At 63.7% G+C, this 18,362-nt stretch carries 15 protein-coding genes and 4 tRNA genes; 11 read left to right on the top strand and 8 right to left on the bottom strand.

What is annotated here, in order from left to right; genetic code table 11:
• Window position 1: 1 nt before the first annotated feature.
• From ACWBU6_RS12630 to rnr, 5 genes are all read right to left on the bottom strand, one after another.
• Window positions 2-676 (bottom strand): YceH family protein, encoded by a 675-nt coding sequence (locus ACWBU6_RS12630; protein WP_452649125.1) that lies wholly within the window; start codon window positions 674-676, stop codon window positions 2-4.
• Between the two features lie 9 nt (window positions 677-685).
• The gene (cysE, locus tag ACWBU6_RS12625) at window positions 686-1,426 is read right to left on the bottom strand and encodes a serine O-acetyltransferase (protein WP_452649124.1); all 741 of its coding nucleotides are present in this window, start codon (window positions 1,424-1,426) and stop codon (window positions 686-688) included.
• 84 nt (window positions 1,427-1,510) lie between these two features.
• Window positions 1,511-3,253: a hypothetical protein gene (locus ACWBU6_RS12620; RefSeq protein ID WP_452649123.1), complete on the bottom strand. Its 1,743-nt coding sequence runs from the start codon at window positions 3,251-3,253 to the stop codon at window positions 1,511-1,513.
• 25 nt (window positions 3,254-3,278) lie between these two features.
• Complete coding sequence (gene rlmB / locus ACWBU6_RS12615) at window positions 3,279-4,010, bottom strand: 23S rRNA (guanosine(2251)-2'-O)-methyltransferase RlmB (protein ID WP_452649560.1); 732 nt, start codon at window positions 4,008-4,010, stop codon at window positions 3,279-3,281.
• Window positions 4,011-4,071: 61 nt separating this feature from the next.
• On the bottom strand, window positions 4,072-6,633 hold the full coding sequence (rnr, locus tag ACWBU6_RS12610; protein WP_452649122.1) for a ribonuclease R: 2,562 nt from the start codon (window positions 6,631-6,633) through the stop codon (window positions 4,072-4,074).
• A 214-nt stretch (window positions 6,634-6,847) separates the two neighbouring features.
• Between rnr and ACWBU6_RS12605 the strand changes: the two genes are divergently transcribed.
• From ACWBU6_RS12605 to ACWBU6_RS12585, 5 genes are all read left to right on the top strand, one after another.
• Window positions 6,848-6,932: transfer RNA gene (locus ACWBU6_RS12605), tRNA-Leu, on the top strand.
• A 162-nt stretch (window positions 6,933-7,094) separates the two neighbouring features.
• The gene (locus ACWBU6_RS12600; protein ID WP_452649121.1) at window positions 7,095-8,165 is read left to right on the top strand and encodes an NF038122 family metalloprotease; all 1,071 of its coding nucleotides are present in this window, start codon (window positions 7,095-7,097) and stop codon (window positions 8,163-8,165) included.
• A 64-nt stretch (window positions 8,166-8,229) separates the two neighbouring features.
• Window positions 8,230-8,314, top strand: a tRNA-Leu gene (locus ACWBU6_RS12595).
• A 178-nt stretch (window positions 8,315-8,492) separates the two neighbouring features.
• Window positions 8,493-8,577: transfer RNA gene (locus tag ACWBU6_RS12590), tRNA-Leu, on the top strand.
• Window positions 8,578-8,610: 33 nt separating this feature from the next.
• A tRNA-Leu gene (locus ACWBU6_RS12585) sits at window positions 8,611-8,695 on the top strand.
• 41 nt (window positions 8,696-8,736) lie between these two features.
• On the opposite strand, the gene ACWBU6_RS12580 is transcribed toward ACWBU6_RS12585, so the two are convergent.
• On the bottom strand, window positions 8,737-9,588 hold the full coding sequence (locus ACWBU6_RS12580) for an NAD(P)H-binding protein (RefSeq protein WP_452649120.1): 852 nt from the start codon (window positions 9,586-9,588) through the stop codon (window positions 8,737-8,739).
• 82 nt (window positions 9,589-9,670) lie between these two features.
• Between ACWBU6_RS12580 and ACWBU6_RS12575 the strand changes: the two genes are divergently transcribed.
• The 6 genes from ACWBU6_RS12575 (at window position 9,671) to ACWBU6_RS12550 (ending at window position 16,958) form a co-directional block, all read left to right on the top strand.
• Entirely contained in the window at window positions 9,671-10,060 is a 390-nt protein-coding gene (locus tag ACWBU6_RS12575) for a winged helix-turn-helix transcriptional regulator (protein ID WP_452649119.1), read from the top strand.
• A gap of 12 nt (window positions 10,061-10,072) precedes the next feature.
• Window positions 10,073-12,208, top strand: a complete 2,136-nt coding sequence (locus ACWBU6_RS12570) for an ATP-binding protein (RefSeq protein ID WP_452649118.1) — start codon at window positions 10,073-10,075, stop codon at window positions 12,206-12,208.
• The gene (locus ACWBU6_RS12565; RefSeq protein ID WP_452649117.1) at window positions 12,205-12,405 is read left to right on the top strand and encodes a hypothetical protein; all 201 of its coding nucleotides are present in this window, start codon (window positions 12,205-12,207) and stop codon (window positions 12,403-12,405) included. The genes ACWBU6_RS12570 and ACWBU6_RS12565 overlap by 4 nt, the downstream gene beginning before the upstream one ends.
• A gap of 49 nt (window positions 12,406-12,454) precedes the next feature.
• On the top strand, window positions 12,455-12,988 hold the full coding sequence (locus tag ACWBU6_RS12560) for a phasin family protein (RefSeq protein ID WP_452649116.1): 534 nt from the start codon (window positions 12,455-12,457) through the stop codon (window positions 12,986-12,988).
• Between the two features lie 62 nt (window positions 12,989-13,050).
• Complete coding sequence (locus tag ACWBU6_RS12555) at window positions 13,051-14,691, top strand: VRR-NUC domain-containing protein (protein ID WP_452649115.1); 1,641 nt, start codon at window positions 13,051-13,053, stop codon at window positions 14,689-14,691.
• On the top strand, window positions 14,688-16,958 hold the full coding sequence (locus ACWBU6_RS12550; RefSeq protein WP_452649114.1) for a helicase C-terminal domain-containing protein: 2,271 nt from the start codon (window positions 14,688-14,690) through the stop codon (window positions 16,956-16,958). Before ACWBU6_RS12555 ends, ACWBU6_RS12550 begins: the two co-directional genes overlap by 4 nt.
• Here the strand turns inward: ACWBU6_RS12550 and ACWBU6_RS12545 are convergent.
• Entirely contained in the window at window positions 16,955-17,458 is a 504-nt protein-coding gene (locus tag ACWBU6_RS12545) for a DUF4124 domain-containing protein (protein WP_452649113.1), read from the bottom strand. The genes ACWBU6_RS12550 and ACWBU6_RS12545 overlap by 4 nt on opposite strands.
• A gap of 144 nt (window positions 17,459-17,602) precedes the next feature.
• Entirely contained in the window at window positions 17,603-18,166 is a 564-nt protein-coding gene (locus ACWBU6_RS12540) for a hypothetical protein (RefSeq protein ID WP_452649112.1), read from the bottom strand.
• Between the last annotated feature and the right edge of the window lie 196 nt (window positions 18,167-18,362).

Below are 18,362 nucleotides of genomic sequence, written 5' to 3'. Positions count from 1 at the left end.
GCTACTCGATTACAGCCCGCAATTCCGCGACTTGCGCTGCCAAGGCGGCAACCTCTTCGCGCAGGGAGGCCACTTCCTGCTCCAGTTGGGCCACGCGATCGGCACGGCTGCCGCCGCCCTCGCCCGCCGCGCTTGCGCTGCCGCCGTAGGCGCCGGCGGTGGCCTCGCGGGCCAGCGCTTCTTCACCGCCAAGCAGTTGGCCGTAGCGCGGTTCGCGCGAACCCGGCGCCAGCGGCAGTTTGGAGACCAGCGGCGGATACTTATCAATCAGGAATTGCAGGCCCGCTTCAACATCGGCCACGGACTTGAATTCGTGCAAGCGTCCGGTGCGGGTGCGGATTTCGCCAGCCGTTTGCGGGCCGCGCAGCATGAGGATGGTCAGGATTGCCAGCTTATCCTGCTCCAGCGTCCACTTCATGCGCATGCGGTGTTCGTATTTGACCACGCGCGCGCCGGACTGGCTGACGGTGCCAACCAGCTTGCGCTCGCCCAGGCGGGCCAGCACGTCGGCCACGGTTTCCTCGCTCAGCTGCATGACCGGTTCGCGGCTGGAGAGCTGGTTGCAGCCATTGGTCAGCGCGTTCAGGGAGAGCGGATAGTTGTCCGGCGTCAGGCCTTCTTTTTCGGCCAGTACCGCGAGCACGCGGATTTCAAACGGGTCCAGAATATCGTCCATGGTTTTTCCTTATTCGACCAGTTTGTTAAGTTCAGCGGAATCGAGCTTGTCGCATGGCTTAAGGTCCGGACAGGCCAAGCCCGCCGCCTTCATCGCTGCCGACAGGCGCTCGATCTGTTCTTCCTGCGCCACCGCATGGGTGATCAGGCTATGCAAGGCCTTCGACAGCGGGTCATCGCCGTTGGCGGTGACGCCATAGGCGGAGAAGAAGCGCGAGGATGGCAATGGTGCGTGTTCTTTCTGTACCAGGTGGGCCGGGTTGCCGACGGCGGTGGCGCCTGCCGGCACCGGCTTCAGCACCACGGCGTTGGAGCCGACTTTGGCATACTCGCCCACCGTGAAGCCGCCCAGGATCTTGGCGCCGGCGCCGATGATCACGCCGCGTTCCAGCGTGGGGTGGCGCTTGGCGCCCGCGTGCAGCGAGGTGCCGCCGAGGGTGACGCCCTGGTAAATCGTGCAGTCGTCGCCGACTTCCGCGGTTTCGCCGATCACTACGCCAAAGCCATGATCGATGAAGACGCGGCGCCCGATTGTGGCGCCAGGGTGGATTTCAATGCCGGTGACAATGCGGGCCAGGTAGGAAATGAAACGGCCCAGCCATTTCAGGCCATGGGTCCAGCACCAGTGCGCCCAGCGGTGCATGACGATTGCTTGCAGGCCTGGGTAACAGGTCAGCACCTCCCAGCCATTGCGAGCTGCAGGATCGCGCTCGATGATGCTGCGGATATCGTCACGGAGGTGGTCAAACATGTTGGTGGTGCGCTTGCTTGTTGGTCAGGCGAACATCATAGCGCATCCGCCGCCCTGCTGCAGGGCGGCGGCTAGAGGCCTTCCTCAGCGCAGCGGCGCCAGGCGGCGGTCGACCGCGTCGCGCAACAGGCCCAGGAACGCCTCGTGGTGGCGCACGTGCATGCCCAGCACTTCCGGCTCGGTGATGCCGTGCTCCAGGCGGAATGCCACGGCTGACTGCCGCTGCCGCGTCTCGTAGTCCGCCAGCCTTGCAAGGGTGTCAAGCGGCAAAGTGCGCATGCCCGGGTGCTTCGCTTGCAGGCGAGCCAGGCGTGCCCGGTGCAGGCGCAGGATCTCGGCAACCGGCGCATCCGCTTCCATCTGCAGGCCCTGCACGCTGGGGCCGCTGCTGAACATCGATTTGCCGCGCACCGGCGCCGTCAGCACGATGGTGCCGTCTTCCAGCAAGCTCGCCACCCGCACCAGGCGCAGCGCGTTGACCGTTTCCGCCACGACCGCCACGTCGCCATGGGTATCGCTCCAGAACTGGCCGTGCATGGCACCGCCCAGCATCGCGGAAATGGCCGGGTTCTCAAAGCCGCAATGCAGGGTCAAGCCGTTGCCTGCCAGCTCGGGCGCCAGTTCTTCGAACCATTCCAGCCCGTCGGCCGCGCGCGGCACCAGTTCGACCGGATCGAAGCTGATCAGGCGCACTACGCTGTCAGCCACTCTCTCTGCCTGGCTTGCCAATTCAGCCAGGTCGGCCGCGGTGGGGCCGGCCTCTGTCAGGGCCTGTTCGCCCTGCCATTGCTCGCAAAGAGCGTCCAGCTCACCCATGCTGTCTTCGGCCAGGCCGCCAAACTGGCTGCGCATCTCGCGCAGGCGCTCGGTCGCTTCGCGCATCGCAGCGTATTGGCCAGCCTGCACCGCAGCACGGCCGCCATCGCACAACACGGCCTGTTCTTCGCTGTGCTCCCCTGCATCCTGGGCGCGTTCACGCTCCTCATCGTCGCCGGCAGCGGCAACCGCGCCTTGCCAGGCTGCCGCGGCGAGACGGTAGGTTCGTGCCGCATCCTCATAGCGTCCCTGGGCCTGCAGCAGGCCGGCCCGGGTGTCGAGCAATTCGCCGTCGTCCGCCAGGCCGGGTACGGCTTCAATCGCTTCGAGCGCCGCCAACATGGTGGCAACGTGGTAACGGCTGCCGCTAGCGTCTTCGAAATGCCCGGGCGGTGTTTCCTCTTCGTCGCCAAAGGAGATGGCAGCGCGCGCGAGGAACAGTGCTTCCTGCTTCAACAAAGCAGGATGCGCAGGACTGGCAGCCAGGGCCAGCAGGATCAGCTCGTACTTCAGCCATGGCGGAGTACAGCCCATGTCGTCGACTGCGGCCAGCAACTCGGCCATGAAGCCCGCATCGGCGGCGTTGGCGGCGGCCAGGCCGCGCACGCTGGCCAGCGCCTCGCCCTGCAACTGCTCGACCAGCGCGTCGAAGCGGGGATCTGCTTCCGCTTCCTGGTCGTCATCTTCACCGTAATCTTCGTCCTCTTCATCTTCGCCTGCGCCAAGCTCTTCTTCGGCGACAGCGTGGGCCCAGCGGAACTGGCCGCGCGCTGCCCGCAAAGCACTGGCGCGGTCGGCAGGATCGAGCCTGGCGGCCATTTTCCAGTCAGCCAGGGCCGACAGGCGAATGCCGCAAGCCTCCATCATCCGGGCGCGGAGACGGTAACCGTCCGCCTGTGCCGGATTGGCGGCGATGTAGGCATCCAGCTGCGCCTCGACTTCCTCGAAATCGGCTTCATCGTCAAACAACTTCTCTACCAGACTACCAAGCTCCTGCAACGACAAGATCATGAAGATTCCTTCAAGTGAGGGGAAATCAGCCTTCTTTGGCGATACGCTGGCGGCGTGCCTCGTACAGGCAGACGCCGGATGCGACCGAAACGTTGAGCGATTCAACGGAGCCGAACATCGGGATCGACACCAGTACGTCGCAGGTTTCGCGCGTCAGGCGGCGCATGCCTTCGCCTTCTGAACCCATGACGATCGCGGTCGGGCCCGAATAGTCGCCTTCGTACAGGCCATTTTCGCCATCGTCGGAGGTGCCGATCAGCCAGATGTCGCGCTCTTTGAGTTCGCGCAGGGTGCGCGCCAGGTTGGTCACGGTGATGAACGGCACCGTCTCCGCAGCACCAGAAGCCACCTTGGCCGCGGTCGCGTTCAAGCCCACCGAGCGGTCTTTCGGGGCAATCACCGCGTGCGCACCGGCGCCGTCGGCCACGCGCAGGCAGGCGCCCAGGTTATGCGGGTCGGTAATGCCGTCCAGAACCAGCAGCAGCGGCGGGCCTTCCACCGCGTCCAGCAGCTCATCCAGGTTGCGCGCCAGCGCCAGCTGGGAGGCAAAGGCGATCACGCCCTGATGGCGGCGGGTGCCGACAATCTTGTCGAGGCGTTCCGATTCCACCGGCATCACGCGTACGCCGGCCGCTTTCGCATGGGCGATCAGGTCTTTCATGCGGCGGTCGTCGCGGGCCTGGTCGAAGAAGATCTCTTCGACGCTGGAAGCTTCGTGGCGCAGGCGCGAGGTAACGGCGTGGAAGCCGAAAATCATTTTGTTCTTGGACATCGTAGTTCTCAAAATAAGTCCGGCGCCGAAGCGCCGGACGGGGTGCTTATCGTTTTTTCTTAGGCTTGGCGGCCTTGGTCACGCGCTTGGCGGCGGCTTTCGGCTTGGCCTTGGCCTTCGGCTTGGCCGCCTTGCGTGCCGCGGGGGCCGGCGGGGCATAAGCCGAAGAGGCGGCACTGCGCTTGGCCGGAGCGCGGCCCGGGGCACGGGTTGGGGCCTCTTCACGCGTCGAGATCGATGGCGCCGTGCGTGCCGCCTTGCGCTTGCGCGCGACGGCCGGGCTCTCGGATTCGTCGTCGAAGCTGTCGAAGTCGCCGAACGAACCAGCCAGGCCGCCGCCCTTGCGGGATCCCTTCTTGCCTTGCGGCGGCAGGGTCGAGATCTCGCTGTCGGCCAGGCGCAAGTCGATCTTGCGCGATTCCAGGTCGACACGGACCACCTGCACGTTGACACGGCCGGTGAGCTGGTAACGCTTGCCGGTGCGCTCGCCGCGCAGTTCGTGGCGGGCATCGTCGTATTCGAAGAAGTCCGCGCCCAGGTCGGTGATGTGCACCAGGCCTTCCACGAACAACTGGTCAAGCTGCACGAAGATGCCGAAGTTGGTCACGCCGGTGATGATGCCGCTGAACTCTTCGCCCAGCTTGTCCTGCATGAAGTAGCACTTCAGCCACGCTTCCACATCGCGCGATGCTTCGTCGGCGCGGCGTTCGTTGGCCGAGCAGTGCACGCCCAGGGCGTCCCAGATGGTCTGGTCGCCTTTGGACTTCGGCTCCTTGCCTTCCTGCTTGTCTTTCAGTGCCTGGCGGCGCTGCGCGTTCGAGATCGTGGTGTTCAGCACCGACTGGTCGCTGACCTTCGGCTCGTACTTCTTGCCCGCCAGGATCGCCTTGATGGCGCGGTGGGTCAGCAAGTCCGGGTAGCGGCGGATCGGGCTGGTGAAGTGGGCATATGCCTCGTACGCCAGGCCGAAGTGGCCGATATTGTCAGGGCTGTAGACCGCCTGCTGCATGGAGCGCAGCAGCATGGTTTGCAGCAGTTGCGCGTCCGGACGCTCCTTGATCTTCTTCATCAGGTCGGCGTAATCGCGGGCGACCGGCGTATCGCCGCCGCCCAGCGACAGGCCAAGCTGCTTCAGGAAATCGCGGACCTGGGTCAGCTTCTCCTTGGTCGGGCCGGCGTGGATGCGGTAGGTGCCCGGGTGCTTGTGGCGCAGCAGCAGGTCCGCCGCGCACACGTTCGCCGCCAGCATGCATTCTTCGATCAGCTTGTGCGCATCGTTGCGGGTGCGCGGGATGATCTTCTCGATCTTGCCGGCCGGGTTGCAGACGATGTAGGTCTCGGTGGTTTCGAAATCGATCGCACCGCGCTCCTGGCGCGACTTCTGCAGCGCGTGGTACACGTCGTACAGGTTCTGCAGGTGCGGCACGATTTCCGCGCGGCGCGCCGCTTCCGGGCCCTTGGTGTTGCCGAGAATGGCCGCCACTTCGGTATAGGTCAGTCGCGCAGCCGAGTGGATCACGGCCGGGTAGAACTGGTAGGCCTTCAGTTCGCCCTGCGCGGTGATCACGGCGTCGCACACCAGGGTCAGGCGGTCGACGCGCGGGTTCAGCGAACACAGGCCATTGGACAGCTTCTCCGGCAGCATCGGAATCACGCGGCGCGGGAAGTAGACCGAGGTGCTGCGCTCGATGGCATCGCCATCCAGGCCGTCGTTCGGCTTTACATAGTGCGACACGTCGGCAATTGCCACGATCAGGCGGAAGGCCTTGCTGCGGCCGACTTTCACCGGCTCGCAATATACGGCATCGTCGAAGTCGCGCGCGTCCTCGCCGTCGATGGTCACCAGCGGCACATCGCGCAGGTCGACACGCTCGCCCCAATCGGCTTCGTGCACTACGTCCGGCAGCCTGGCGGCCTGCTTCAGCGCAGCATCCGAGAAAATATGCGGCACGCCGAACTTGCGCACGGCGATTTCGATTTCCATGCCCGGGTCGTCCATATCGCCCAGCACTTCAACGATCTTGCCCGATGGCTGCTTGAAGCGGCCCGGCTGCTCGGTCAGCTCCACGCTGACGATCTGGCCCGATTTGGCCTTGCCGACAGCGCCCTGCACCAGGATGTCCTGGCTGATGCGCTTGTCTTCCGGCGCCACGACCCACACGCCGTTTTCCTTCAGCAGGCGGCCGATGATGTGGGTGGTGCCGCGCTGGACCACTTCGACGATGGTGCCTTCCGGACGGCCGCGGCGATCATGGCCGATGATGCGGCCCAGCACCTTATCGCCGTGCAGCACCTTCTGCATCTCGCGCTCGGCCAGGAACAGGTCTTCGCCCGGTTCGTCTGGAATCAGGAAGCCGTAGCCGTCGCGGTGGCTGGACACGCGGCCGGCAATGAATTCGGAATGGTCCGCCAGCACGTAAAAACCACTGGTATCGGAACGGATCTGGCCGTCGCGCTCCATCGCATTCAAGCGGCGCGTCAGGACGGCGTGGGAATCGGCTTTGACTTTGAGCGACAGCGCCAGCGTGCGCAGGTCGAGCGGCGCTTTGGCGCTGCGGAAGATGCCGAGAATCTCTTCGCGGCTAGGAATGATATGAGTGGAGTTCAAAAGTTCTTCAGTAATCTTATTATTGGTTGTTAGTGTAACAGGAAGGGCCGTGCACAAAAATCTTTCGCAGCCCCTTTGACATCGGCAGAGTTTCCTCTATAATTCTGGCTCTCGCAGCGATGCGGGAATGGCGAGTCGATGTGCAGTGTGGAATGAAAGTTCATCTGGCGCAAAACTCACCAAAGCAGTATGATAGCAGATGTTGTTTGCTTATGCCCACGTGGCGGAATTGGTAGACGCGCATGGTTCAGGTCCATGTGCCGCGAGGTGTGGGGGTTCGAGTCCCTCCGTGGGCACCAAAAATTCCGCAGAGAAGCCGCTGATTGTTCAGCGGCTTTTTTGTTTTCGTCGTCGCCTTTCTTTACGCTCCAGGCTTCCCGGCAGTCGCGCGCCGCACCATGGCAGTGGCGCGCATACTTCTTGCGGCATCCTCCCTACCCATCAATCCGTAGGAGACCGCCATGAAAACAATGCTCGCCGGCCTTTTGCTGGCTGCCAGTACCGCCTCCGCAGCGCCCGTTTTCAACTTCAATTACATTGCCGGCACCTCGCTGCAGGCGCAGCAAGGCTTTCAGGCAGCGGCGGCACGCTGGTCAAGCTTGCTGACCGATAATGTGACGATAAATTTGACGGTCGGCTTCAACTCTCTTGGCGGCGGCATCCTCGGGCAAGCAGCCTCGGCGGAAGACTTCCATACCTATGCTTCAGTTCGCAACGCACTGGCGGCCGACGCCACCTCGGCCGCCGATGCCACGGCGGTTGCCCACCTGCCCGGCGGCTCGGCGTTCGGCATGCTGATCAACCGCACGGCCAACAATCCGAACGGCTCCGGCAGCTCCCTGCCCTACGTCGACAGCGATGGCGATGCCAACAACCAGGTGCTGGCGATCACGAATGCCGAAGCCAAGGCCATCGGACTTGCCGTCACACCGCAAACCCTGAGCGGCTGCATCGGCACCTGCGATGGCTTCATCCAGTTCAACAGCGATTTCAATTTCGATTTCAACCCCGGCAACGGCATCGACGCCACCGCCTTCGATTTTGTGGGCGTTGCGGCGCATGAAATCGGCCATGTGCTGGGCTTCATCAGCGGCGTCGACATCCTGGATGGCAACGCTCCGCCCTACAACGGGCCGTTTAACGACAATCTGTTCACCTATGTCTCCGCACTCGACCTGTTCCGCTACTCCGCCATGAGCGCGGCACATGGCGTGATCGACTGGAGCGCCGACAACCGCAGCAAATACTTCTCGCTCGACGGTACCACCGTGGGGCCGGAATTCTCCACCGGCGTGAACTTCGGCGACGGCCGCCAGGCCAGCCACTGGAAGGACGACCTGTTCATCGGCCTGATGGACCCGACCGCAGGCAGGGGCGAATTGCTGGAAATTAGCGGCAACGACATACTGGCCATGGACGCGATTGGCTGGAACGTGGCCGCCATTCCCGAGCCCTCCGGCTGGGCCATGCTGGGCGCAGGCCTGATGCTGTTCGCGGTGCGCCGGCGTGGCCGTTCCAACAAGCTTTCATAATTGTCTTGACGAGTGGGCATCCGGCCATTACTATGCGTGCCTCGTTGCAGAACAACGCAACAATGCCCACGTGGCGGAATTGGTAGACGCGCATGGTTCAGGTCCATGTGCCGCGAGGTGTGGGGGTTCGAGTCCCTCCGTGGGCACCAAAAATTCCGCAAAAAAGCCGCTGAAAAGCGGCTTTTTTGTTTTGCGCGCCCGCTGCGGGTCGGCAGAATGGAAAGTTGCACGAAAATATGAATTAAAGCTTGACCGATTCGGTCTCGGCCATTAATATGCGTGCCTCTGTTGCACACAACACCGCAACAGAGAGTTGAAGAAGTTAGCGCCCACGTGGCGGAATTGGTAGACGCGCATGGTTCAGGTCCATGTGCCGCGAGGTGTGGGGGTTCGAGTCCCTCCGTGGGCACCAAACGCTACCTTCTGAGACGAATGCAGTAACAGTGCCCACGTGGCGGAATTGGTAGACGCGCATGGTTCAGGTCCATGTGCCGCGAGGTGTGGGGGTTCGAGTCCCTCCGTGGGCACCAAGAATTCCGCAAAAAAGCTCCCTTTCGGGAGCTTTTTTCATTTATGCGCTCAGCGCCGCCTCCACCGCTTGCGACAGGCTGCGGGTTGAGCGGCCGATCAGCTTCTCCAGCGCTTTCCCCTCATCGAACAGTGCGCCGCGCGCGGAGCCGGCATCCGAATCGGCCAGTAAGTCAGGCCAGGGCGCAGGCACGCCCACACCCGCCAGCACGCCGGCAAATTCGGCCCGCGGCAGGTCGCGATAGACGGCTGCCTTGCCCGACTGGCGCGCCGCCTCGGCGGACAGTTCAGCCAGGGTGAACGACGTGCTGCCCGCCAGTTCGTATACTTGCTGCGGCGCTTGCGCGGTCAGGACTGCCACAGCGGCGGCGGCATAATCGGCACGGGCGGCAGCTGAAATACGGCCCTCGCCTGCACTGCCGGCCATCTCTCCATATTGCACGGCGCCGGCAATGCGGCCGTAGAAGTTCTCGGAATACCAGCCGTTGCGTAACAGGGTGTACGCCAGGCCGCTGTCGCGGATGGCAGTTTCGGTGGCGACGTGCTCTTCGGCCAGGCGCAGCGGCGAGCTGTCGGCGCGCAGGATGCTGGTATAAGCCAGCAGCTTCACGCCGGCGCGTTTTGCCGCCTCGATCACGGCACGGTGCTGCGCGGCACGCTGGCCGATCTCGTTACCCGACACCAGCAGCACGCGGTCGGCGCCGGCAAATGCCTCATCCAGCGAGGCCGGATCGGTATAGTCCGCGCGGCGCACCTGCACCCCGCGCGCCGCCAGGTGCGCCACTTTGGCCGGATCGCGTACCGCCGCCACGATTTGCGCTGCCGGCACCTTCGCCAGCAAGCCCTGCACCACCAGTTGACCCAATGCGCCCGAAGCGCCGGTTACGACGATCATGTTTTTCTCCTTGGTTGAAAACGATGTGGGGCTATAATAGGGCCGCCACTAACTTTTCGTAAGTACGTACTTTTTCGTAAGTATGGAAAAAACTTCAAAATCCTTGCGGGCCGCCCTGGCCCGCCGCTCGGCAAGACCGGGCAATGTGCTGGCGCCGGAATGCCCGTCGCGGGCGGTGTTGAGCCACGTGACCAGCCGCTGGGGCGTGCTGGTGCTGGTGGTGCTCCTCGACGGCATGCACCGTTTCAGCCAGTTGCGCAAGGAAGTGGGCGGCGTCAGCGAAAAAATGCTGGCGCAGACCCTCGTTGCGCTGGAGGGCGACGGCTTCGTGCTGCGCACTGCCCTGCCCGTGATCCCGCCCCACGTCGAATACACCCTGACACCGCTGGGCCGCGAAGTGGCGGAACGGCTGGAAGTCCTGGTCGACTGGATTGAGGACAACCTGCAACGCATCGTCGCGCCGCAGGTGTAATACACTGGCAGCGTGGAAGCGAACAACACCATCCTTGTGGCAACCGGCGCCAGTCTCGATGTGGCGGCGCTGGAGCTGGCGCTCGCCCGGCACCAGTACCGCGTAGAGTCGGTCACCAGCGGCCAGCATGCACTGGAGGTGGCCGCCGCCGGCGGCGTTGGGCTGGTGCTGCTCGATACCGCACTGGCCGGCAGCGCCGCGCTCGAACTGACCGGCCAGTTGACCCAGGCCGATGCCAACCGCCGCATCCCGGTGTTGCTCATGTCGCATCGCCCGAGCCACGACGAAAAGGAGCGCGCCGCCCGCGCCGGCGCCGACGGCTACTTCACCCTGCCCCTGGCCACCACCAGCGTGGTCGACCATGTGCTGTTTGCGCTGCAAGGCCAGCGCATCGGCGGCTTCGACCTCGAGGTGAACTACCACATGATGGCGGCGGCCTCGCCCGATGCGGTGGTGCTGATCGACATGGACAGCGGCCGCCCCGTCGACCTGAATCATCGCGCCGAACAACTGCTTGGCCGCAGCGCCCTGGAATTGCTGACCGCCCCCTTTGCCACCTTTTGCGACCCGCTGGAAATGAACGCGATGATGCAAAGCGTGCTGGCCGGTGAGTTGCGCGTGCATCGCATCACCTTACGCCATAGCAGCGGGCGCACGGTCGAATGCAACGCGCGTGGCGTGCGGATCGCCAAGCCGGGCCGGCGTTTGTTCCATATCCGCCTGGTGGACGTCACCGGCACCCAGCGCGCCGAAGATTTGCGCGTCGGCCAGGAACGGTTGCTGGAGATGATGGCGCGCGGCGTGCCGCTGGAAGACACGCTGCACAAGCTGGTGCAACTGGTCGAATCGCAATCGCCCGGCGTACTGTGCTCCGTCATGCTGCTCGGCGAAGACGGCGTGCATATGCACTGCGGCTGCTGTCCCAGCCTGCCCGCCGCCTATGCCGCCATCCTCGATGGACTGGCCATCGGCCCCGGTGTGGGTTCCTGCGGCACCGCCATGCACCGCCGCGAGGCCGTGGTGGTTTCGGACATCGAACACGACCCGCTCTGGGCACCCTACCTCGACCTGATACGGGACTACGGCCTGCGTGCCTGCTGGTCCATGCCCATCATGCAGGATGAGAACACCGTGCTGGGCTCCTTCGCCATGTATTACCGGACCGTACGCCATCCGGATGCGGAAGAACAGCGCCTGATCGGCGTCGCCAGCCACCTGGCCAGCATCGCCATCGAGCGCGCCCGCCGCGAGGCTGAACTGGCGCGCCATCGCAGCCACCTGGAAGAGCTGGTCGAAGCCCGTACCGCCGAACTGACGCGCGCCAAGGAGCATGCGGAGCTGACCAGCGAAGAATTGCAAGCGGCGCTGGAAAACCTCAGCATGACGCAGGATGAACTGGTGCGGCGCGACAAGCTGGCCGCCCTCGGCTCGCTGGTGGCGGGCGTGGCGCATGAATTGAATACGCCGATCGGCAATAGCCTGATCACCGCCACGACGCTGGCCGACCACACCGCGGCCCTGAGCCGCCAGGTCGATGCCGGCATCCGCCGCTCGGAACTGGACGCCTACCTGGAGCGCGCACGCGAGGCTGGCGACATCATCCAGCGCAACCTGCAGCGCGCCGCCAACCTGGTGGGCAGCTTCAAACAGATCGCCGTCGAAACCACGGATGCCCAGCGCCGCCACTTCTTCCTCGACCAGCTATTGCAGGAAATGCTGGCGCCCCTGTGGGCCAGCCTGCCGCAGCCGCGCCCGAACCTGGTGCTGGACGTGGTGCCCGGCCTGCAGCTCGACAGCTATCCGATCCCGCTTAGCCAGGCGCTTGGGCACCTGGTCGACAACTGTATCGTCCACGCCTTCGCCGCACCGGCAGGCGGTGAGCCAACAGTCACCATCACCGCCAGCGCCGAGGGCAGCGACGTGCTGCTGACGGTGGCCGACAACGGCATCGGCATTGCGCCCGAACACCTGCACCGCGTCTTCGACCCTTTCTATACTACGCGCCTTGGCGCCGGGCAGTCTGGCCTTGGCCTGTACATCACCCACAATATCGTGACCGGCGTCCTGGCGGGGCATCTCGACGTGGCCAGCACGCCCGGCCAGGGCAGCACCTTCACCATGCGCCTTCCGGCGACCGCACCGCTATGAAACGACACCTCTCCATCTTGCTCCTGGCCGCCGCCGCGGCCGGCATCGCCAGCGCCCGCCCGGCCTGGTGGTACCTGTACCAAAGCAGCGTCGACGGCCAGCGCGCATGCTCGCAAACCCCGCTGGGCAAAGGCTGGGTACAAATGGCCGGCCCGTTTAAAGATGCCCATTGCGAAAAGTTGGTACGTAATAAATAATGAAGTCAAAGCAAGAAGCAGCGCCATCCCACCTCGACAAGGAGACCGTATGTTTCAGAATCCCGAGCAGTTCGCCAACGCCACCAAGACGCTGTTTGAGTTCCAGCTGGAGACCTTCAATACCCTGACCAGCCGCGCCATGCAAGGGGTGGAGCAAGCGGTGGCACTGAATATCGCCACGGCGCGCAAGGCGCTGGACGACCAGATCGACGCCGGCCGCAAGGTCAACGCCTCCGCCACGCCGCAGGAAGCGCTGGACGTCATCAATGCCCGCCTGCAGCCCGGCATGGCCGCCACCAACGCCTACAACCAGCAGCTTGGCGCCCTGTTGACCGAAATGTCGAACGACTTCCACAAGGCAGCCGACGCCCACCTGGCCGAAGCCAAATCCAACCTGAGCGCCCTGATTTACGACGTGACCAAGAACGTGCGCCCTGGTTCGGACAACGCCGTGGAGATTGTCAAAAACGCCATTGAAAACGCCTTCAAGGGCTACGAGCAGGTGACCCAGGCCACCCGCGACGCCGTCAAGGCCTTCGAACAGCAGGTGGAAAAGGCCAACGCCGCCAGCAAGAAGGGCTGACAACGCGGGCGGCGACGCGTTATACTGTATAAAAATACAGTTTTCGCGTCGCCCTCGCCTGCATGAACCAGATCCTTGAAAATCCGTTCTACTACCTGGAGAACTTCCACCAGGTCCTGCATTGGATCGGCGAGCGCTATAGCGACCTGCTCACGGACGAGGAAGCGGGCTTCCTTGCCTGCTTCCCCACCCTGCCCCAGCCGTCCCGCGCCCTGTTCGTGCGCATGGTAATGCGCAAGGGAGAACTGTTCCGCGCCTCCAAGCTTAGCTACCCCGAGATTGGCTGCACCATTGCCGCCGCCGGCCCGCTGGTCGAGCAAGGCTGGGTGCTGCAAGACCCTGAGCTGACGCTGGACGAGCTGTTCGACCTGCTGCAAAAGCCCGAGATCACCCGTGTGTTTGCCCTGAGCGGCGCCGAACGCAGCGCACGCAAGGCCGACCAGCTCGCAGCGCTGCGCGAGCGCCACGAAGGCAGCCACCGCTTCACGGCCTGGTATGCCGACGCCGGCGATCAGGTCTACCACATCCTGTCCAAGCCCCTGTGCGATCGCCTGCGCCTGATCTTCTTCGGCAACTTCCACCAGGACTGGTCGGAATTCGTACTGTCCAACCTGGGCATCTACCGCTACGAGAAAGTCGAATTCTCGCCGGCTGCACGCGGCTTCCGCTCGCGCCGCGACATCGACGACTACCTGGCCCTGCACGCCTGCCGCGAACGATTCGCGGACGGCGAAGACCCGCTGCAGCTGGCGCGCGAACTGCCGGCCCTTGCCGGCGACAACGAATGGCTGCACAGCCGCCGCCAGAAAATGCTGTTCCAGTTCGGCCAGCAACTGGAAAAACTGGGCAACTGGGCCGGCGCCTTCGAACTGTACGGGCAATGCGCCTACCCCGGGGCGCGTGCCCGCGCCATCCGCGTGCTGGAAAAGGACGAACGGGTCGGCCTGGCCTACGAATGGCTGCAGCGCGCCCAGGCCGCGCCGGAAAGCGAAGCCGAACGGCAGCAACTGCTGCGTATGGCGCCGCGCCTGCGCCGCAAGCTTGGCCACATGCGCGAGCCGGCGCACAAGCCAACGCCAGTCGAACGCATCGACCTGGTGTTGCCGATGCCGGACGAGGAATGGTGGGTGGAAGGCGTCGTGCGCGACCATTTGTGGCAGGACGATGTGCCCTGCTTCTACGTGGAAAACGCACTGGCCAATTCCCTGTTTGGCCTGCTGTGCTGGGATGCGGTGTTTGCCGCCATTCCCGGCGCCTTCTTCCATCCCTTCCACCATGGCCCGGCGGATCTGCACAGCGCCGACTTCCAGCGCCGCCGCGCCGCCCTGTTCGAAGCCTGCTTTGCGCGGCTGGAAGACGGCAGCTACCGCGACGCCATTCACGCCAACTTCGCCGCCAAGGCCGGCCTGCAATCGCCTTTCGTCTATTGGGACGCGATCGATGAGGGCCTGCTCGGCCTCGCGCTGGACTGCATCCCGGCAGCCCATCTGAAGCTGTGGTTCGACCGCATCCTGCTGGACATCAAGGCCAACCGCAGCGGCTTCCCCGACCTGATCCGCTTCTGGCCCGCCGAGCAGCGCTACCAGATGCTGGAAGTCAAAGGCCCGGGCGACCGCCTGCAGGACAACCAGCTGCGCTGGATCGACTATTGCGCCGAGCATGGCATGCCGGTGTCCGTGTGCTACCTGGCGTGGCAAGAATGAGCTACACCATCGCCGTCCGCGCCCTGTGCGAATTCACCGCCAAGCAAGGCGACCTTGACCTGCGCTTCACGCCCACACCGACGGCCCAGGAAGGCATCGAAGGCCACGCCATCGTCACCAGCCGCCGCGGCGAGGACTACGAGCGTGAGATCAGCCTGTCCGGCGACTTCGGGCCGCTGCACGTGCGCGGCCGCGCCGACGGCTACGACCCGCGCCAGAACCAGCTTGAAGAAATCAAGACCTATCGCGGCGACCTGTCGCGCCAGCCCGCCAACCACCGCATCCTGCACTGGGCCCAGCTCAAGGTGTACGGCCACCTGCTGTGCGCCGCGCGCGAACTGGCCGCCGTGCGCCTTGCGCTGGTCTATTTCGACATCGGCACGCAAAAGGAAACGGTACTGACCGAGGAGGCGGATGCCCCCTCCCTGCGTGCCTTCTTCGAAGAGCAATGCGGCCGGTTCGTGGCCTGGGCCGAACAGGAACTGGCGCACCGTACCGCACGCGACGAACACCTGCGCGCACTGCGCTTCCCGCACGCCGACTTCCGCCCCGGCCAGCGCCAGCTCGCGGAAGCCATGTACAAGGCCAGCGCGCGCGGCTGCTCGCTGCTGGCGCAGGCCCCAACCGGCATCGGCAAAAGCATCGGCAGCATCTTCCCGATGCTGAAGGCCAGCGCCGAACATGGCCTGGACAAGGTGTTCTTCCTGGCCGCCAAAACCAGCGGCCGCAGCATGGCGCTCGGCGCCGTCGAAACCATCAAGCGCAGCGCACCCTTGCTGCCGTTGCGAGCACTTGAACTGGCGGCCAAGAGCACTGCCTGCGAGAACCCGGACAAAGCCTGCCACGGCGAATCCTGCCCGCTGGCGCAAGGTTTCTATGATCGCCTGCCGGCTGCGCGCGCCGCCGCCTTGCAACAGCCGATGCTGGACCGCGCCTCGGTGCGCGAAGTCGCACTGGCGCACCAGGTCTGCCCCTACTACCTGCAATCGGAACTGGTGCGCTGGGCCGACGTGGTGGTGGGCGACTACAACTACTACTTCGACATCAGCGCCATGCTGTACAGCCTGATGCAGATGAACGGCTGGAAGGTCGGCGTGCTGGCCGACGAAGCCCACAATATGGTCTCGCGCGCCCGCAAGATGTATTCGGCCGACATGGACCACGTGCGCCTGCGCGTGCTGCGCAAGACCGCGCCGGAAGCGCTCCACAAGCCGCTCGACCGCGTACACCGCCAATGGAGCGCGCTGGAAAAGGCGCAGGACGCCGATTACACCAGCCACGCCGAGCTGCCAGAAAAGTTCATGGCCGCGCTGCAAACGGCCTGCACCGAGATCGGCGACTACATGGCCGAACATCCCGCCTGGTTCGATGCCGACGTGCTGGACTTCTACTTCAACGCCCTGCTGTTCGGCCGCCTGGCGGAAAGCTTCGGCGAGCACTCCCTGTTCGACATCGAGAAATCCGACGGTGGCCGTGGTGCCGCCGCAGGCCGCGTCAATTCGGTGCTCTGCATCCGCAACATCCTTCCCGCGCCATTTCTCAAGCAGCGCTTCGAAGCCGCGCACGTGGTGGCCCTGTTCTCCGCCACGCTGAGCCCCTGGAACTACTACGCCGACACACTTGGCATGCCGGCCAATACCGCGTGGGTCGACGTAGCCTCCCCCTTTGACGCACAGCAGCTCCAGGTTCACATCGCCAGCCACATCTCCACCCGCTACCAGCACCGCGATCGCTCACTGGCACCCATCGCAGCGCTTATGGGCGAGCAGTACCAGCGCCAGCCCGGCAACTACCTGGCCTTCTTCAGCAGCTTCGACTACATGGAAAAGGTGGCCGAACTGTTCGCCGCCCGCCATCCCGGCGTTCCGCTATGGCGCCAGGAACGGCGCATGGACGAAACAGCGCGCGACGCCTTCCTCGCCCGCTTCCGTGAAGGCGGCGAAGGCATTGGTTTTGCTGTACTGGGAGGCTCTTTCGGCGAAGGCATCGACTTGCCGGGCGAGCGCCTGATCGGCGCCTTCATCGCCACGCTTGGCCTGCCGCAGATTAATCCGGTCAACGAGCAGATCAAGGCCCGCATGGAAGCGGCATTTGGCGCGGGCTATGATTACACCTACCTCTATCCAGGCCTGCAGAAAGTCGTACAAGCCGCCGGCCGTGTAATCCGCACCACCAGCGACCGCGGCACCGTCCACCTTATCGACGACCGCTTCGGCCGTCCTGAAGTCCAGGCCCTGCTTCCCGCCTGGTGGCAACTGGGGGCTTAGCGCGTGCGCTGGCCCGAGCCGCACAGCAAGGCGTGGTTTTCCTTGCGCTGGCGGACGATAGCCTGGCGCTCTTCTTCGCTGACAGTGACTGATCCGCTCGCGCCACCAAATGCCAGTCTTGGAACCTTTTCGGAAAACTCAATTTGTTGCGCATCGCGCTTGCAGACATCGTCATCGGTCATCGGCTTGTTGTTGCGGTGCTGGCTGGGGTTGTACGGCGTTTTTCCCGCATTGCGTGCCGCAGTGTCGGCAGCTTCCTGATTTGCCACCTCACGCTTCATGCGCCTTTCGCGCGACTCAAGTTCGCGCCGCTGCCAATCGTCGCCGGGTGCCGCAGCAGGCTTCGAAGCGGGACGTTGCACAGCGATTTCTTTGGATTTAACACCGTCTTGGGGACGGTCCGAGTAATGGACCTTACCGTCGGCGTCGGTCCACTTATAGAGTTGTGCATACGCCGGCAAGGCCGCCACGGCAAGAATCAGAGACAAGAAAATTTTCATAACGCGAAGTATATGAAAAACGAATCCTGCCGTGTCTCACACATTCTCACCCTCCGTGTGTGAACCCATTAACTGGCGCAGGGCACCATTAAATCCAGGAAGAGTGGTAATAGCTTGATCGGGCGTTTTCAGTTGCCGGTGCGTTCACAGGTCTTTCGCAATGAAGGGCATGGGGAAATCCGCACTCGAAATCACAAGCGAGAACTCCTGCTTGAACTCGTAATCACCAACGTAGGCCCGAGCGATGTTTCCGCTCCAAGTAATCCTGAACCGGGAAGTTTCATCAATGCGATCGAATCTGATTTTATGCTTGCCGACCGCATCATGTCCCAACAAATAAATGTGAAACGCCAGGTCTTCAAAATCTTCAAGTGCCTCCGGGTCCGGGTCTAAGACCAGCTCCAGGCCATCCAGCAGTTCCGGCGTATAGTCCGCCTTGGTGCAAACCCGGAACCCATCATTGTCCCAATAGCTTGAAGACAAGATGCAGGAATGGTAATTTCCCCATACGATGGGGGCTGCCCAATCGGACGGATACTCCGTGTTTTCGTCGTCCTCAATGTCCCGCTCAGCGTAGTAATCGTCCGACTCGAGATGGAAATCGAACCAGATCTCACCGTCGATCTCTTTGGCAGACCAGGTAAATTCCTTGATCGGGTGGCCTTCCGGCCACGGATTGTCTTTGAAGTAAATCCTGTCAGGCTTCATGCTTTCGTTCCTGGTTGTTAAGCGATCCGATACAGTCCCGGCACGATAGCTCCGCGCGAGACGGTTGGACGGCGCCACAGCGCTTCACTTTCTGATGGCCGCTATTGTTACTGCGAAGACTGACCAGCCGCCAGCGCTACTACGCAAAGTACGACGCCAAGTAATGCGACTGCAAGTGGGAACAGAAGCCACAGCC

The sequence above is a fragment of the Pseudoduganella sp. HUAS MS19 genome (assembly GCF_053615455.1).
This window is presented reverse-complemented; position numbering and strand designations above follow the sequence as displayed.

Bases quoted from the DNA above. Each gene is read 5' to 3' on its own strand.
- ACWBU6_RS12630 (WP_452649125.1), bottom strand. From the start codon at position 676: ATGGACGATATTCTGGACCCGTTTGAAATCCGCGTGCTCGCGGTACTG.
- cysE (WP_452649124.1), bottom strand. From the start codon at position 1,426: ATGTTTGACCACCTCCGTGACGATATCCGCAGCATCATCGAGCGCGAT.
- ACWBU6_RS12620 (WP_452649123.1), bottom strand. From the start codon at position 3,253: ATGATCTTGTCGTTGCAGGAGCTTGGTAGTCTGGTAGAGAAGTTGTTT.
- rlmB (WP_452649560.1), bottom strand. From the start codon at position 4,010: ATGATTTTCGGCTTCCACGCCGTTACCTCGCGCCTGCGCCACGAAGCT.
- ACWBU6_RS12600 (WP_452649121.1), top strand. From the start codon at position 7,095: ATGAAAACAATGCTCGCCGGCCTTTTGCTGGCTGCCAGTACCGCCTCC.
- ACWBU6_RS12580 (WP_452649120.1), bottom strand. From the start codon at position 9,588: ATGATCGTCGTAACCGGCGCTTCGGGCGCATTGGGTCAACTGGTGGTG.
- ACWBU6_RS12575 (WP_452649119.1), top strand. From the start codon at position 9,671: ATGGAAAAAACTTCAAAATCCTTGCGGGCCGCCCTGGCCCGCCGCTCG.
- ACWBU6_RS12565 (WP_452649117.1), top strand. From the start codon at position 12,205: ATGAAACGACACCTCTCCATCTTGCTCCTGGCCGCCGCCGCGGCCGGC.
- ACWBU6_RS12560 (WP_452649116.1), top strand. From the start codon at position 12,455: ATGTTTCAGAATCCCGAGCAGTTCGCCAACGCCACCAAGACGCTGTTT.
- ACWBU6_RS12555 (WP_452649115.1), top strand. From the start codon at position 13,051: ATGAACCAGATCCTTGAAAATCCGTTCTACTACCTGGAGAACTTCCAC.
- ACWBU6_RS12550 (WP_452649114.1), top strand. From the start codon at position 14,688: ATGAGCTACACCATCGCCGTCCGCGCCCTGTGCGAATTCACCGCCAAG.
- ACWBU6_RS12545 (WP_452649113.1), bottom strand. From the start codon at position 17,458: ATGAAAATTTTCTTGTCTCTGATTCTTGCCGTGGCGGCCTTGCCGGCG.
- ACWBU6_RS12540 (WP_452649112.1), bottom strand. From the start codon at position 18,166: ATGAAGCCTGACAGGATTTACTTCAAAGACAATCCGTGGCCGGAAGGC.